Origin of the sequence: Pseudoalteromonas sp. Of11M-6, from assembly GCF_022347905.1 — a bacterium.
Taxonomy (GTDB): domain Bacteria; phylum Pseudomonadota; class Gammaproteobacteria; order Enterobacterales; family Alteromonadaceae; genus Pseudoalteromonas.
In genome coordinates this window covers 1-16,414 of the sequence record NZ_JAKRFW010000041.1, presented here as the reverse complement: position 1 = coordinate 16,414, position 16,414 = coordinate 1, and the positions used below count along the sequence as shown (strand labels likewise).

Below are 16,414 nucleotides of genomic sequence, written 5' to 3'. Positions count from 1 at the left end.
CGTCTAGACTATTGCGAAATAGACTACACTTTCAGAGCGTATCGGCTTGTCAGTACGCCGGAGCAAGTGTATAAATTGTTATAAAAAGATGTGTGTGTTGAGTTGTTTTGATATGAAACAAGCAAAAATCGACTTTCGATGTAGCTCACATACCCTTTGCGCTATAGTCGCCGCGGTTGCATAAAACGATATCCTGAGGGGTCTGAGTTTGAAGTTGATGTCAAAATTGCTCGGGGGGCTGCTGTTGCTGTTTTGTATTTCAGCACCAGCTAACGAGTTACCATATTATACTTTTTCTAATCATAGCGCGGTGATGTTGATCATCGAGCCCACGTCTGGAAAAATTTTGGATGCCAATAAGGCTGCTGCCGCATTCTATGGTTATAGCGAGGCGGTACTAGAATCAAAAGTCATTCAAGATATCAACTTATTTACCGCCGAGCAGGTTGCCAATGAGCGTCAAGCGGCATTAAATGAAGGCCGCAATTATTTTATCTTCCAACATCAAACTGCAGACGGTAGTACTAAAACAGTGAGTGTTCACTCAACGCCGTTTGAAGATAGCGATGGTAAACCAAGGTTACTTTCTATCATTCAAGATATGAGTGAGCAGCGTAAGCTACAGCAAGATCTTTGGCATTACCAAGCCAATCTTGAACAACAGGTCATGCTGCAGACTGAAAAAATCAAGCAAGCCAATATGGTACAGGTCATTTTGTTAACTGCGGTAATTGCTGTGCTTATTCTATCGATGGCGGTATTGATGACCGTTTTGGTCAGGCTAAGGCGCTCCAATCAGCGAGCACAAGACCAAGGTGCGAAGCTCAGTGCCATTTTTGATGGTATTAAAGCATATCTGGTGTTTACGGATGAAACTCATCACATTGAAGCCGCTAATGGCTCAGTGTTAAAGGATTTTGATAGTTTAGAAGCGTTAAAATCAAAATCTATTTATACCTTATTTGATGTGCTTGATAGTGAAAAGCTGCTAACGGAAGGAACGCTTGAGTGCCAACTTGATGCGCGTTTTGGTTATCGCAATGTGCGGGTTTCTTGTGCCCCGGTGGTAAGTGAAACACAAGCAAAACTTGGTTTTATCTATGTTATTCAAGATATTACGGAAGAGCTTGAGAACGAAAGAGAACAGCGCTTGGCAAGTACGGTATTTTCGACAACCTCTGAAGGTGTGTTGGTCTCCGACAAACATAATCAAATCCAAATGGTAAATCGTGCATTTAGCGAAATTACAGGCTTTGGCATGGATGAAGTGATAGGGGAGACTCCATCAATCCTGAACTCTGGACGTCACGATGAGCGCTTTTTCAACGCGTTATATGATGACTTGGTTAACAAAGGCCATTGGGAGGGAGAGATTTGGAACAAGCGCAAAAATGGTGAAATTTATCCGAGTTGGCTGCAAGTATCTGCAGTATTTAACGATGCTCGGGAAATTGATATGTATGTTGCGTTATTCAGTGATATTACCTCGAGAAAACGTAACGAACAGTTGATGTGGCAGCAAGCCAACTTTGATAGTTTGACAGGTCTTGCAAACCGCCATCATTATCACGTTAAATTTGATTTAGCGTTAAAACGAGCAGCTCAGCTAGAAGAGCGCTTTGCAATTTGTTTTATCGATCTTGACCGCTTTAAAGCAGTGAATGACACGCTTGGACATCATATTGGTGATCTACTACTCAAAGAAGCTGCAAACCGTATTAATGAGTGCGTGCGCAGTTCTGATACCGTTGCAAGATTAGGTGGGGATGAGTTCGCGTTATTGCTACAAGATATAAGTTCTATCAGTGATTTAGAGCAGGTTGCGACTAAGATTTTACGTGCACTAGCCAACCCTTTTCATTTGGAAGGGCACGAAGCTTATGTATCCGGTAGTATGGGGATCACGCTTTACCCAGATGACGGCACCGATCGAAAAATCTTGCTACGTAATGCCGATAGTGCAATGTATAAAGCGAAGGAGCATGGTCGCGACTGTTTTCAATTCTATACTTCAGCGATGCATCAACATGCCAAAGCGCGTAGCGTGTTAGAAAGTGCCTTGCACAAAGCGCTGTCTAATCGAGAATTATCATTGGTGTACCAACCTATTTTTTCACAGCTTGGTAGAGGCGACCTCGTTGGCTGCGAGGTGTTGTTAAGATGGAAAAGTGAGTTGCTAGGCCATGTTTCTCCAGAGCAATTTATTCCCGTTTGCGAAGAACTAGGGCTTATCTTACCCATTGGAGAATGGGTGCTGTATCACGCTTGTTCTCAAGTTAAAGCTTGGCAAGACAACTACGGTAGACCCTTATTTATTGCAGTTAACGTTTCTAGTATCCAGTTTAAACGCCAAGATATGGTTGCATTAGTAAGAAAAGTACTTAAAGACACCAGACTAGAAGCTAAATATCTGACATTGGAAATCACAGAGTCAGTACTAGTTGAAAACTCAGACAAAATATTGTCACAATTAAAAGCATTAAGAGAAATCGGTGTAGAACTGGCGATTGACGACTTCGGTACTGGATATTCGTCGTTGAGTTATCTCAAGCGCTTCCCGCTTTCTAAATTGAAAATTGATAGAACCTTTATTCGTGATTTACCTGAAGATGAAGAAGATAAAGCGCTCGTCAGTGCGATTATATTGATGGCGCATAAATTGAACTTAAGGGTCATTGCAGAAGGGGTTGAAACCCCCGCACAATGCATGTTTTTAAAGAATTTACTGTGTGATATGACACAAGGCTACTTTCATTCTAAACCGGTGGCACAACAAGAGTTTGAAGCAAACGTTTTGACTGTGCAGTATCACAAGCAAAGTCACAGTTAACAGGGGTGGTCTTGGCATAACTTAGCCAGGGCTGTCTGTGCTTTATGATTACCTTGCTCTGCGGCAAGTTTAAGCCAGTGGATCGCTTTTTTAATGTCTTTTGCACCGCCTTCACCGTCGCGAAGCATTGTCCCATAGTTATATTGTGCCCAAGGGTTGCCGGTTTTAGCTGCTGCTGCAAATCCCGTTTTTGCTTCTTCAAAGTTTCCTTGGCTGTAAGCGTGAATTGCTTCTTGGTTCTGTGCAGAGATCTTAGGTCCATTATATAGTGGCTTCGGCTTTTTAAATCTTTGTCTAACAACGCCGCCGAGTACATGGATCCCTACAGGCCTGTATACGGAGACTATGGTTTCATCGTCAAGTAAGTCTAATAGATTGTCTTTTTCTAGCGTCAGCCTTTGTGGCTTAAAATAATGATCGGTCATTAGCATGCTGACACGGATATCTCGGGTGATGTTACGCATTGTTCGATAAGTGTAGGCACTTTCCTTCACTTCAATGTTGTCATCTGTCAGCTCAGTAATTTGTAATATCTGAAAAGCAGGATCATAAACTTGCCCAGTGTTCTTGCCAGCGTCAAAAATAATCAGGTCATCGATTTGTGGGGATGCTAAGTATGTTTGATAACTAGCGATTTGTTGTTGATGCTGGTTATAAAAGTAAAATGCAATAGTGACCACAATTAGTGCCGACACGGCAACTTTATATTTACTGATGAAGTTGAATATTGTGTCGTAAAAGGAAAAAAATACGCTTTTGATTTCCATATTCTATTAGTTAGGTGTGGGTATGTCTAAGGTAGGCAACTTGAGTGTAGGGGACAAGTGTACTTGTCCCCATAAGTGTAAGATTTTATTTCCCTGCCATTTTCGTTTTGGCATCGGCTGCCATTAAGGCAAATACGGCGTATGCCGCGGTATTTTGCTTTAGTTTTTCTGGATCGACTTTATCAAGCGTGTCATCAGCTGTGTGGTGATAATCAAAATAATCGGTTCCATCTTGGTGTAAAGCGAAGATTGGCGCTGATGTAGCATTTTTCAGCGGAATTAAGTCAGGACCACCATGTGCGCTATTCTTGCCAATATAAGTAACGCCAAGTGGCGCCAATTGTTTTGCAATCTCACGCACAACCGGTAAGGAAGCTGCATTTACGTTTGATTCAAACGCATACACTACATCTGCACCAAAATCGGACTCGGATGCGGCTACGATGCGGTCTAATTCTGCCTGATGCTTTTTAAAATAAGCTTTTGCTCCCCAAAGACCGAGTTCTTCTGCTGCAAATAGGACTACGCGGACACTACGTTTAGGGCGTTTTACATCGGCAATATGCTTAGCTGCCGCCATCGTTAATGCAACACCAGCACCATCATCGAGTGCACCTGTACCCAGATCCCAAGAGTCTAAGTGACCACCAATTAAGACATATTGCTCTGGAAATTCGGTGCCCGTGAATTCACCGATGACGTTGTAACTGGTTCCTTCACCTAAGTCCTCGGTTTGAATATTTAGCGCGACTTTAACGGCATGACCTGAGTTGATAAGGCGTGCTAGCTGATCCGCATCTGGGTTGGCAACTGCTGTGGACGGGATTTTTGTCACGCCCGCTTTATAGTGACTGCCGCCAGTGTGCGCGAAGCGGTGGTGGCTGGTGCTGACCGAGCGCATCATATAGGCGATAGCGCCTTTTTTAGCCGCTTCTACGGCGCCGCTATTACGAGCTCTTACTGCCGGTCCATAGCCATTACCATCAATATCGCGGTTCATGCGGTAATTAATAAAAGCTATTTTACCTTTTAAGCTGTTGTCTGGCGCAGCAATCAGCTCATCGAGAGTTTCAAACAACACTACTTCGCCACTTAAGCCATCTTTTGGTGTACTGACACTGTTACCGAGCGCTGTAAGGTGTAGCGGTTGTTCGCTCGGTATCAGGATTTTTGCAGACTCATGGTAGCGGCGCCATTCAGGAAAGGTCGCTTCCTCAAGCCAGACTTTGTCAAAGCCCAATTGCTCAAGTTGTTTCTTTGCCCAAGCTACCGCTTTTTTATCATTTTCGGTACCCGGTAAGCGTGGGCCTACTTCTGTGGTGAGGGATTCTAGTAATTGCCAACTTAGGTTGCTGTGGCTTGCGGCTTCTCTAACTTGTTTAACTTGTTCTAATTGTTGTGTAGTAAATTCTTCGGCTTGCAGTGCTGTACTCAAACCTGCGCTTAATAAACCAAATGCCAATAGTGATTTAAACTTCATGATAATCCTTGGTAAAAATGGAGTTACCGAGAGATTAAAGCATAAATTGTGATGTAAGTCCGTGTATTGCGATGAGGATAATTCATCCACAATCTAGGGGCGCTTTATCTTGGAATAATAGAGTAAAGCGGTTAGCGAATTTACACATTTGGTATAAAATACGCGATTAAGATAGCGAATAGGAAAGCACTGTGTCGATCACTTCATTTTCTCAATTACCTCTAAACCAAGCGCTTGCTCAGCGCCTTGTAGATCTTAACTACATGGTGCCAACAGCAGTACAGTCTGTGAGTTTAGCGCCGGCGCTGACCGGACGAGATTTAGTCGTGAAAGGGAAAACTGGATCTGGTAAAACACTGGTGTTTTCACTTGCGCTGCTGAATAAGTTGCAGCCCGAGTGCAATGAGGTTCAGGCTTTGGTGTTATGTCCAACGAGAGAGTTGGCTGATCAAGTCGCACAAGAGATCAGAAAAATTGCGGCTTTAATTGGTAACGTCAAAGTGCAAACACTCTGCGGAGGAACGCCAATTGAACCTCAAACACGGGCGTTGCAACACGGTGCGCATATTGTTGTTGGTACACCTGGTCGAGTTGAAGAGCATGTTTTTAATGGCTCACTCATGCTAACTGAAACGCAGACTGTGGTATTCGACGAAGCTGATCAGATGCTGGATATGGGCTTTACTGAAACGCTAGAAAGCATTTTAGTGTATGTCCCTGAAGTTCGACAAACACTAATGTTTAGTGCGACTTACCCAGATAAGATCATGAAACTGGCGAAGCAATATATGCGTGAGCCAGAGTTTGTTGAAGCAAAAGAAGAACAAGCACACCACAGCATTAAGCAAACCTTTTATAAGTTAGACAACAATAAAATGCGCTTTAACGCGCTGAGAGTGCTGTTAATGCAGCACCAGCCGCAAAGCTGTATCGTTTTTTGTAATACCAAAGCTGAGACTAAGCGACTATTCGAAGAATTACGCCAAACCGGACTTGCTTGTGTCGAGTTACATGGCGATTTAGATCAAGGTGAGCGTGAGTGGTCATTGCTCACCTTTGCTAATAAGAGTGCCAATATTTTGGTTGCCACTGACGTGGCCGCTCGAGGGCTCGACGTTGAGGAAGTTGAGCTTGTGGTTAACTATCATTTGGCGCTTGAGCCACAGACGCATATTCACCGTGTTGGTCGTACGGGCCGGGGTGAGCACAAAGGTATCGCAGTATCTCTTTATGGAGAAAAAGAAGCCTTCAAAATAAAACAGTTGGCGGAAATATATGGTCAAGAGCTAAAACATGGCACGTTGCCGGGCCATTCACTGCTCGAAAAACCAGCCTATAAGTCGAATATGGTGACCCTCATGATTGAAGGTGGAAAGCAACAAAAGCTTCGCAAAGGAGATATCGTCGGCAGCTTGACAGGTGAAGAGGGCATTAACTTTAAACAAATTGGTAAAATCAATATATATGATGTACAAACCTTCGTGGCTGTAAAACGCGAGGCAGTAAAGCCTGCACTACGAAAGCTTAACAATAGCAAAATTAAAAATAAGCGCTATAAAGCCCTACGTGCTTAAGGTCTGCTTAAGTATCTCATACTCGTTCATTAAGCGTTTGAAAGCCTCCTCATCACCTGATTTATCTGGGTGATGAGTCAGGGCCAGTTTTCTCCAACATTGACTTAACATCCTGCGATCATATCCGTTAGGCAGTCGCCAGCGTGTTTTAATCGCGTTTAATTCGTCAGCCTTGATATTAATTCGCTGGCGAGCGCCATTGAATGCAAAGCGCTGCCAAAAGTTATCCAACAGAGCACTCACTTCTTCACTGCTGGTTTCATAGTGTTGCCAATCTAAATAGTAGCTTCTGAGCGGATCATCTAATGCTAATTGATGTTCACCTAGTCGTGGAGCTAGATAAACATTGAGCGCTTCAACATGCAGGTATTGACCCTCAGCGAATACTTCTTGCTGAAGTTGGTACAGGGCATTCATGATCAGAAAGTTGCGCTTGAAGAGATTTTTATTTTCATCTTCATCAAGGTGAGGTAGTTGCTGTTGTTCCATCAGAGCGGCGGCAATAGTGTGTACTTTTAAAGATTGATTTTGACAAATTAATTTAAAAATAACATCTGTAAGCGGATTGAACATTGTCGCCTCTTTAGTCTTGGTGTATCTTCACACTACCACGCAGACTAAATGATAAGCAATGGAGAGCAACAATGAATTTATCGAGGCTACTAAAGCCCAGATCTGTGTTTGCGTGTTGTTTTTATCTCTCTACTACTTTTCATGCGGAATATGCAGTGAGTAATACTTCACTCACTGAACGCATTACGGAAATGAAGCTGATTACGAATTGGCAACAAAAACAAATTCTAGGCAAGGAACTTCTCGCTGAGAAAAAGCTCGGAAAAGAGAAAAAAGTGGACATTTTGTTTAGCCTTGGTAAGTCTGCTTATAGTCACAATCAGTTTAAAGATGCACTAGCTTTTCTTAGCCAGCTAGAATTAATCACCCAGTCAGAGCCCTTAACTGACAACCACTTTACTGCTGTTAAGCTACAAGGGATCTGTAATTTCTATCTCGGTCAATACCAACAGGCAATAGAGTTTTACTCTCGTGCTTTAGCGCTGGCTGAACAGCGTAATATCCCTATTGAAATGGCTAACTTACACAGCAACCTAGGGTTGGCCTACTTTAAAAACTTTACTTTAGATCTTGCACTACAAAACTATTTAAAAGCGGACGAGCTCTATCAGGAGTTTGGCAATGCTCAAGATCACGCTGACATTCTACTCAATATTTCAGGGGTTTATATTCGTCAAGCTGCCTACGATAAAGCGGAGGAGATGCTACATACCGCGCTTAAAGCTTTTAATGAATTGGGTGATGAATATGGTGTCGCGCTTGCTCATGCAGATCTTGGAGTCCTGTATACGGAAACGAAAAAGCCTGAATTGGCTAAAGCTTCTTATCAGGCCGCCATTACGTATTATGAAGCTCAAAATGATGTTCGCCATTTATCGTACGAATACGTTAACCTCGCACTTCTTAGCTATTCCTTAGATCAGCTTGACGTTGCTGAAAAAGAGGCGAATTTTGCACTTTATTACGCTGAAAAGGCTCAAAACCCCGCTAATGTTATGGAGGCGCAATATACATTAGCACAAATATTTTTTGCACAAGGCAGACTTGTAGAAGCCTTAGCGAATGCTGAGCAAAGTTTAGCTGCCAGCCGATTGATGCACGAGCAGAAGAAGGAGCGAATGTCGCTACGTTTACTAGCGCTAATTGAGGCTGCTCAAGGTAATATACAACAAGCTAGAGAATATGACTCGCAAAATCTGGAAGCGCAAAAGCGCTTAATGAATGATGACGTGCTTAAGCGAATCAATGATTATCGTGCTAAGTATGAAGCGAGTGAGCTTTCTCGAGAAGTTGAAGTGCTCAAGCAAGAGCAAAAATTACAGCTACTGAAAGAAGAGCAGCGCAGCCAGTTACAATTGTTGGGTGTTATCATTGCACTATTAACCTTACTGACAACTTTCGCACTTTACCGACGTAAGGTTGAGCAAAGAGCAAAACTGGAGCTAAGTCAAAAAGTCGCACTCAGAACATCTGAGCTTCAGCAAAAAGCGGATGAGTTAAAAGCGGCAAATCAAGTGAAAAGTCAATTTCTAGCAAACATGAGCCATGAAATCAGAACGCCACTTACTACGGTGCTGGGACATGCAGAAGACTTGTTGGTCGAACAAGATTTAAATGCTCAGGCACAAGCTTCAGTCAGAACTATCTATAATCAAGGGTTACACTTACGAGATCTCGTCAATGATATTCTTGACCTAAGTCGAATCGAAGCTGAGCGCTTAGAGCTTGAATCAACAGAGTTTTCGGTAAGCAGCTTACTTGCGGACTTATGCGATATGTTTCAACAAAATATCCAGAGTAAGCAATTAGAGTTTATCGTTTGTGACCAGGTCAGGGCTAACGCTTACGTGCGTTTAGATTACATTCGAGTAAAACAAATACTAATAAACTTGCTAAGTAATGCCCTAAAGTTTACCGAAAAAGGCCGTATTGAATTAGAAGTATCTGAAACGCACCATGGCTTACAGTTTGTGGTGAAGGACACAGGTATTGGCATGACTGAGCAGCAGATAGGCCGAATTTTTGATAATTTCCAACAAGCTGACAACAGCATAACAAGGCGCTTTGGTGGCTCTGGGCTCGGATTAAGTTTGTCGAGCCAGCTTGCGCATATGATGAATGGTGAAATAAAAGTTCAAAGCATTATTGATAAAGGCAGTATCTTCTCTTTTCATGTACCTTGTACTGTGTATCTCAATGTCGCGGCCACTGAAGCGCAAGAACCTCAGCTAAAGCAACCTTTGTTATCAGGTACTGTGTTGGTTGTAGAGGATCACCCTGAAAACCGCCAATTATTCTCTCGTATGATCGAGCGGACGGGGGCGACGGTCATTGTAGCCGAAAATGGTGCTCGAGCGGTTGAACAGTGTCTTAGTGACTTTCCTGATTTGGTGCTTATGGACATTCAAATGCCAAGAATGGATGGTGTCGAAGCATTAAGGATTATTCGTTCTGCTGGCTATTCTGGGCCGATATACGCGCTAACCGCTAATGTACTGATGGAGGAAGTCAAATCATATATTGATTCTGGATTCAATGGACATATTGGCAAGCCGATTAATAAAAATGAATTGCTGGGAGTTCTGAATACGCATTTGAACTTTGAGCATGGCAAAGCATATGAGCTTAATATCGATTTATCGGACTTAAGAGATAGCTTCGCAAGTACTTTTGAACAAGAGCGTTATTTACTAATTGATGCTTGGCAAAATAAAGAGCTGCTCACACTTCAGGCTATTTGCCATAAGTTGGCGGGGGCGGCATCTATGTTTGAATTTCCCGAACTGGCAAGTATAGCCATAGAATTTGAAAAAGTGTTAAAGCAAGGAAATGAAGATCAGTTTCAGTCTTTGTTCTTAGCGATGTGCGATCAGCTAAAATCTAAAGAGTCTTTAGCGTCCTAAAATAGTTCTATACCATCAGCATTCCCCACATTTGAGTTTTCAGGTTGCTCAATATTACTGATTGATACCCGTGAACTGTCTTTTCTGGTGTCTAGTTCCGGGGTGTAATCTGAAATCTTAAACATGGATAACTTGGAATGAATACTTTGCGATAGTGCTATGAGGTCACGATTGGAGACAGCCTGTATTCTTGTACTTGAAAGTGCATCTGAATTCAGGTGCACCATTGACTCTATGCTCTCTTGAGCTTCGTCAGAGGCTTGCTTCTGTTCTCCAACTTGTCGATGAATATCGTGAGACATTTGGTTGATGGAGAGCATCGCGTTTTCTATTTCATCAACCTCTTTTGTAGAGGCTTCGCTTAATTTTACCGTGTTATCTGTTTCCTCTAGTGCTGCTTGCATGAGTGCGTAAACAGAATCTGTACCGGATTGAATTTTTCTGATAACCAGACTTACTTCTTTTGTAGATTGGCTTGTTCTTGCCGCTAAATTACGAACTTCATCAGCAACGACGGCAAAGCCTCTGCCTAGCTCGCCAGCTCGTGCTGCTTCAATCGCAGCGTTTAGCGCAAGTAAATTGGTCTGCTCTGCAATAGCATTAATAACTTCAAGCACTGAGCTAATTTCGTTGCTGTCTGTTTTGAGCAACTCTATTTGTTCATTGGTTTTTTTGATGTTATCTGCAAGAGTTAGCAGGCTTTTTTGGCTTTTGTCAGTATCTAATCTGGTCTGCTTCACTGCCGTTGTAGCGTTTTCTACAGATGCGTAGATCTGCTCTAAGCTAGTATCTAAACGCGCGGAAATCTCTAACATAGACTGTATCGAGGTGGCTAAGTATTCTCCGTGAGTATGTTGTAGCGTCGCTTTTTGCGTCATGGATGCGTAGGTATCTCTTAAACTATCTGCCATTGGGTGAAGTCGAGAAGAAGATGCGTATACTTCACTAATTATATGTTCTATAACGGCGAAGCAATCATTCATTAGTAGGCAGGACTTAGAAATATTTTTATCTTGTTCGTTAAAGCGATACGTTAGGTCGACACCATTGTCGTTGATAAAGTTGCGAACGAGATGTTCCATATGCTTTTCAGCGGAAGAGGTTTTCTTAAAGCATAAAAGCTGGAAGAGCGCCCCCAGTGCTAGAGCTCCGAGAGCAACAGCTATTTTGGCTGTATCAGAAGATAGCAAGGTGATTGCGAGTGTTACCGAAGCCAGATTAAACAGTGTGACAGCGGCAATAATACGACTCGGCTTCATTCTATATCCCTAGGTTCATTATTCAAACTTGGTTTAAATTCACTAGGTAAGGTATAGAACAAAAACAGGTAGTTGGCGAACCTGAAACGCAAAAAGCCAGTATAAGCTGGCTTTTCAATAATTAGACTCAGAGTCTACTTACTTACGACGCATTGAGTCGAAAAACTCATCGTTTGTTTTGCTCATGGAAAGCTTGTCAATAAGGAATTCCATGGCATCGATCTCACTCATTTCATGCACAATCTTGCGCAAGATCCACATCTTTTGAAGCTCATCAGTCTTCGTTAGTAGTTCTTCACGACGAGTACCAGAGCGGTTGAAGTCGATAGCTGGGAATACACGTTTTTCCGCAATCTTACGGTTTAGGTGTAGTTCCATGTTACCCGTACCTTTAAACTCTTCGTAGATAACTTCATCCATCTTAGAGCCGGTATCGATAAGTGCCGTTGCGATGATGGTTAAGCTTCCGCCTTCCTCAACATTACGTGCAGCACCAAAGAAGCGCTTAGGTTTGTGAAGTGCATTGGCATCAACACCACCAGTTAATACTTTACCTGAGGAAGGAATAACCGTGTTGTATGCTCGAGCAAGACGTGTGATTGAGTCAAGTAGAATAATAACATCCTTCTTATGCTCAACTAAGCGCTTTGCTTTTTCGATTACCATTTCTGCTACTTGAACGTGGCGGTTGGCAGGTTCGTCAAACGTAGAAGCAATTACTTCACCTTGAACAAGACGCTGCATCTCAGTTACTTCTTCCGGACGTTCATCGATTAGTAGTACCATCAATGTTGCATCTGGGTTGTTGTATGTGATGGACTGAGCAATGTTTTGAAGCAACATTGTCTTACCCGCTTTTGGTGGTGCAACGATAAGTGCACGCTGACCTTTACCAATTGGAGAAGCAAGGTCTAATACTCGAGCGGTAATATCTTCTGTACTACCGTTACCTCGCTCCATTACCATACGCTCATTAGCATGAATAGGCGTTAGGTTTTCGAATAGGATTTTGGTACGAGAGTTTTCAGGCTTATCGAAGTTAACTTCATTAACTTTCAATAATGCAAAGTATCTTTCGCCATCTTTTGGTGGTCTGATTAAACCACTGATGGTATCACCGGTACGCAGGCTGAAACGTCTAATCTGGCTCGGAGAAACATAAATATCATCAGGGCCAGCTAGGTAAGATGCTTCTGAAGAACGTAAAAAGCCGAAGCCATCTTGTAAAATTTCTAAAACACCGCCGCCGTATATATTCTCGCCGCTTTTCGCGTGCGCTTTCAAAATAGCAAAGATAATATCTTGTTTTCTTAAACGAGCTACGTTTTCAAGTCCCATGGACTCAGCAAGTTTTACAAGTTCATTGATTGACTTGTCTTTTAATTCGCGTAAATGCATATTGGTGGGTTCTTTATTACAGTTGTCATTCTCGTTAGTTTCACGAGAGAGGTTGATTTGATAAAGCTTAAAGGTTTGTGGCTTTATAAGTTAGCAGCTAGGCGTCAGGTCGTCCAGTGTTTATACAAATTTTATTCTATTAAAAATGATATAGATCAGGTCTACAACTGCGGCAGTGATGCCGCAGAGTATGTAACAGCCTGAATTACAGGTTGTTTTCTAGGAACTCAACAAGTTGAGTCTTAGATAGAGCACCAACTTTGGTTGCTGCTACTGCACCATCTTTAAACAGTAATAGTGTTGGAATACCACGGATACCGTACTTAGGTGGAGTTCCAGCATTTTGGTCAATATTCAGTTTGCCGATCGCAACGCGGTCACCGTGTGATTCTGCAACTTCATCAAGGATAGGCGCAATCATCTTACAAGGGCCACACCATTCTGCCCAGAAATCTACTAGTACAGGCTTGTCAGATTTGATTACGTCAGCTTCAAAGCTGTCATCAGTTAGTTGGATAATTTTGTCGCTCATTACGCTCTCCGTTAGAATTAGGCGAAATATTTAATGCGTATTTAAACACTCTTGTTTCTTATTGCAAGTTTAAACGTTATGCTTTATTGCTATGACTAAGACACATTTGACCAATAAAACATTCAACGACTTTGCTTTAGCGCCGGAAGTGGTCGCCGGTTTACAGGAAAATGGCTTCGAATTTTGTACGCCAATCCAAGCAAAGTGTATACCTTACATCTGTGAAGGCCGCGATATCGCGGGTCAGGCACAAACTGGTACGGGCAAAACCCTTGCGTTTTTGACCGCGACCTGTCATCGCCTATTGCAGACTAAAAAGGATAAAAAAACGCAACCTCGTGCAATTATTATGGCACCGACTCGAGAGTTGGCTATCCAAATACATAAGGACGCGCAAGTCATTGCGCCACGTTGTGATCTTAAGCTTGCCCTTGTATATGGTGGCGAAGATTACGAAAAACAACGGGCTCAACTGGAAAAAGGTGCGGATATACTAATCGGAACGACTGGGCGTTTAATCGATTTTTATAAGCAGGGTGCTTATAACCTCAATGATATCGAAGTGGTTGTGCTAGATGAAGCAGACCGAATGTTTGATTTAGGTTTTATCAAAGACATTCGTTATTTGTTTAATCGCATGCCAGGTCGTGAAGAGCGATTAAATCTATTATTCTCTGCAACACTGTCATACAGAGTGCAAGAGTTAGCATTCGAACACATGACCAATCCTATTCATGTGCAAATTGAGCCAGATGTTAAAACGGGCAAGCGTATTCAAGAAGAGCTATTTCACCCGTCAACAGAGGACAAAATACCTTTACTGCTTACTTTGATTGAGGAAGAGTGGCCCGAGAAGGCAATCATTTTTGCTAATACTAAGCACAGCTGCGAAAACGTATATGCATGGCTGAAAGCGGATGGTCACCGTGCTGGTTTGCTTACTGGCGATGTGAACCAAAAGAAACGCCAATCGATATTAGCGCAGTTTACGCGTGGTGATGTTGACTTGCTGGTTGCGACTGATGTTGCAGCACGTGGTTTACATATTCCTGAAGTAAGTCATGTGTTCAACTTTGACTTGCCGGATGACAGAGAAGACTATGTTCACCGCATTGGTCGTACGGGTCGAGCTGGTGCATCTGGGCATGCGATTAGTTTCGCGTGCGAGCAATATGCCTACAATTTACATGAGATAGAAGAATACATAGAACATGCAATTCCTGTTTCTCATTATGATAAAACAGCACTATTAACTGACTTGCGTGCGCCTCAAGTAAATAAACGTCGTCATTCAGGCCATGGTAATAGTGGTAACAAGCAACGTGGTGGCGGTCGCCGAACTGGTGGCTATAGAAAACCACAATCCAAATAAACTTGGATAGTAAAGTAGTAAGCGCTTAATGCGATTTGTTGAGGTTTGAAAAGTGGCAAAGACTGCTTCGAAGGAAGATATTTACGCTGTAATAGACTTAGGTTCTAACAGCTTTCATATGTTGATAGCGAAACATATGGCAGGCGGTATTCACACAATCGGCCGTGTGAAAAGGAAGGTGCGGCTGGCATCTGGGCTTAATGACCAAAATGAATTGTCGCTTGAGGCGATGCAAAGAGGATGGGAATGCCTTGCTTTGTTTGCTGAGCGCTTACAAGATATCCCCAAGCAAAATGTCAGTATTGTAGCGACTGCGACATTGCGTTTGGCTATTAACGCTCACACATTTATCGAAAAAGCGGAGCAGATCCTTAATCATCAGGTAAATGTGATCAGTGGAGAAGTGGAAGCTAAAACGATTTATAAAGGTGTCGCTCACACATCCGCCTGTCAAGGTAAGCAACTCGTTATTGATATTGGCGGCGCGAGTACCGAAGTTGTGATCGGAAAAGGCTTTGATGCCTTACTGTATAAAAGTTTAAATATGGGTTGTGTGACTTATCTTGATAGATATTTCAGCGATGGCCTATTAAGTCTGAAAAACTTTGACGCTGCAGAGCTGGCTGCAAAACAGGTTATCCAGCCTATTCAAGCCAAATATAAAAAGCTTGGCTGGGAGTTAGCCATTGGTGCGTCAGGTACTGTTCAAGCCATTCAGGAAATTTTCGCTGCGATGGGCGAGAATGAACAACTGACTCTGAGCAAGTTGGAAGAAGTAAAGCTTAAAGCAATTGAATGTGAAACGGTGGCTGCGCTAACTTTACCTGGGCTAATTGAAGAACGCCGCTTAGTCTTTGTATCGGGCCTTGCAATTTTGATTGCACTATTCAAGTCATTGGATATTCAATCTATGGGTCTTGCCGGTGGCGCACTTCGTGAGGGTGTACTTTATAGTATGATCCCTGATTTTCAGGCTGTCGATATCTGTCAGCGCACATTGGATGGTTTCACTCAGCGTTATCATGTTGATACCGAGCAGGCGCTGCGAGTATACGAAGTGGTGTCTGATATTATCGCCCAAGTGTCATCAAGCTGGAGTCTCGATGAACAAGCGAGTCTTCACTTGGCAAAGGCAATCGCATCTCTTCATGAAGTAGGCTTGCTGATTGACTATAAACAGTACCATAGACACAGCGGCTATATATTGGCGAATACTTCAATGCCTGGATATAGCAAAGCGCAAAAAGATATTATCGTTGCTATCGTTAAAAATCATAGAGCTGACCTTGTTGCCAAAGATTTTGATCGATTAGGTTGTCACTTTGGATACGCTAAGTTGTTATGCGTCGTAGTTCGACTTGGTGTTTTGTTATCTATGCGTAGAAAAGACGATGTTCTACCTAAAGTAACAGTGCAAGCCAACAATAAAGAGAATAAGTCCCTGACTATGCAAATGCCCAATCCTTGGCTATCCCTTCATCCGTTGATGTTAGCGGAGCTCATTCAAGAAGCAGCTTACCTATCAAAATTCGGTTGGGAATTAAAAATAGAGCGCATTTAGCGCTCTTTTTGTTTGTAAAACATGCAAAAACAACTGTCTTAGAGTGATTTCTATCCAAACGATCTGTTTTTCGCAATTTTCTTTAAAAAAAGGGTTGCACTAAAATCGGATCGCCCTATAATGCGACCCCACTGACACGGGGCGCTACGCTGAAAAGCAAAGCAG

At 42.6% G+C, this 16,414-nt stretch carries 11 protein-coding genes; 5 read left to right on the top strand and 6 right to left on the bottom strand.

Annotated features, from left to right (window positions below; all coding sequences use genetic code 11):
• Positions 1-217: 217 nt before the first annotated feature.
• Complete coding sequence (locus MHN32_RS17545) at positions 218-2,830, top strand: EAL domain-containing protein (protein WP_211867441.1); 2,613 nt, start codon at positions 218-220, stop codon at positions 2,828-2,830.
• On the opposite strand, the gene MHN32_RS17540 is transcribed toward MHN32_RS17545, so the two are convergent.
• Together MHN32_RS17540 and MHN32_RS17535 are read right to left on the bottom strand one after the other, a co-directional pair.
• On the bottom strand, positions 2,827-3,597 hold the full coding sequence (locus MHN32_RS17540) for a tetratricopeptide repeat protein (RefSeq protein WP_102055841.1): 771 nt from the start codon (positions 3,595-3,597) through the stop codon (positions 2,827-2,829). The genes MHN32_RS17545 and MHN32_RS17540 overlap by 4 nt on opposite strands.
• 85 nt (positions 3,598-3,682) lie before the next feature.
• Positions 3,683-5,077, bottom strand: a complete 1,395-nt coding sequence (locus tag MHN32_RS17535) for a M20/M25/M40 family metallo-hydrolase (RefSeq protein ID WP_239422411.1) — start codon at positions 5,075-5,077, stop codon at positions 3,683-3,685.
• 191 nt (positions 5,078-5,268) lie between these two features.
• Between MHN32_RS17535 and dbpA the strand changes: the two genes are divergently transcribed.
• On the top strand, positions 5,269-6,651 hold the full coding sequence (gene dbpA, locus MHN32_RS17530) for an ATP-dependent RNA helicase DbpA (protein ID WP_102055843.1): 1,383 nt from the start codon (positions 5,269-5,271) through the stop codon (positions 6,649-6,651).
• On the opposite strand, the gene MHN32_RS17525 is transcribed toward dbpA, so the two are convergent.
• Entirely contained in the window at positions 6,640-7,224 is a 585-nt protein-coding gene (locus MHN32_RS17525; RefSeq protein ID WP_239422410.1) for a DNA-J related domain-containing protein, read from the bottom strand. The two genes, dbpA and MHN32_RS17525, sit on opposite strands and share 12 nt — an antisense overlap.
• A gap of 155 nt (positions 7,225-7,379) precedes the next feature.
• On the opposite strand from MHN32_RS17525, the gene MHN32_RS17520 reads away from it, so the two are divergent.
• Entirely contained in the window at positions 7,380-10,127 is a 2,748-nt protein-coding gene (locus MHN32_RS17520; protein ID WP_239422409.1) for a response regulator, read from the top strand.
• Here MHN32_RS17520 and MHN32_RS17515 read toward each other — a convergent pair.
• The 3 genes from MHN32_RS17515 to trxA form a co-directional block, all read right to left on the bottom strand.
• Complete coding sequence (locus tag MHN32_RS17515) at positions 10,124-11,386, bottom strand: methyl-accepting chemotaxis protein (RefSeq protein WP_239422408.1); 1,263 nt, start codon at positions 11,384-11,386, stop codon at positions 10,124-10,126. The genes MHN32_RS17520 and MHN32_RS17515 overlap by 4 nt on opposite strands.
• Before the next feature lie 138 nt (positions 11,387-11,524).
• Complete coding sequence (gene rho / locus MHN32_RS17510) at positions 11,525-12,784, bottom strand: transcription termination factor Rho (RefSeq protein WP_010604247.1); 1,260 nt, start codon at positions 12,782-12,784, stop codon at positions 11,525-11,527.
• A gap of 205 nt (positions 12,785-12,989) precedes the next feature.
• The gene (trxA, locus tag MHN32_RS17505; protein ID WP_010378172.1) at positions 12,990-13,316 is read right to left on the bottom strand and encodes a thioredoxin TrxA; all 327 of its coding nucleotides are present in this window, start codon (positions 13,314-13,316) and stop codon (positions 12,990-12,992) included.
• 91 nt (positions 13,317-13,407) lie between these two features.
• Here trxA and rhlB point away from each other — a divergent pair, with 91 nt between their 5' ends.
• On the top strand, positions 13,408-14,688 hold the full coding sequence (rhlB, locus tag MHN32_RS17500) for an ATP-dependent RNA helicase RhlB (protein ID WP_010604249.1): 1,281 nt from the start codon (positions 13,408-13,410) through the stop codon (positions 14,686-14,688).
• 52 nt (positions 14,689-14,740) lie between these two features.
• Positions 14,741-16,249 carry a guanosine-5'-triphosphate,3'-diphosphate diphosphatase gene (gene gppA, locus MHN32_RS17495; RefSeq protein ID WP_239422407.1) on the top strand — a complete coding sequence of 503 codons (1,509 nt, stop codon included), beginning with the start codon at positions 14,741-14,743 and terminating at the stop codon, positions 16,247-16,249.
• Positions 16,250-16,414 lie beyond the last annotated feature (165 nt).

Coding starts and splice junctions, on each gene's coding strand:
- MHN32_RS17545 (WP_211867441.1), top strand. CDS start 218: ATGTCAAAATTGCTCGGGGGGCTGCTGTTGCTGTTTTGTATTTCAGCA.
- MHN32_RS17540 (WP_102055841.1), bottom strand. CDS start 3,597: ATGGAAATCAAAAGCGTATTTTTTTCCTTTTACGACACAATATTCAAC.
- MHN32_RS17535 (WP_239422411.1), bottom strand. CDS start 5,077: ATGAAGTTTAAATCACTATTGGCATTTGGTTTATTAAGCGCAGGTTTG.
- MHN32_RS17525 (WP_239422410.1), bottom strand. CDS start 7,224: ATGTTCAATCCGCTTACAGATGTTATTTTTAAATTAATTTGTCAAAAT.
- MHN32_RS17515 (WP_239422408.1), bottom strand. CDS start 11,386: ATGAAGCCGAGTCGTATTATTGCCGCTGTCACACTGTTTAATCTGGCT.
- rho (WP_010604247.1), bottom strand. CDS start 12,784: ATGCATTTACGCGAATTAAAAGACAAGTCAATCAATGAACTTGTAAAA.
- trxA (WP_010378172.1), bottom strand. CDS start 13,316: ATGAGCGACAAAATTATCCAACTAACTGATGACAGCTTTGAAGCTGAC.
- rhlB (WP_010604249.1), top strand. CDS start 13,408: ATGACTAAGACACATTTGACCAATAAAACATTCAACGACTTTGCTTTA.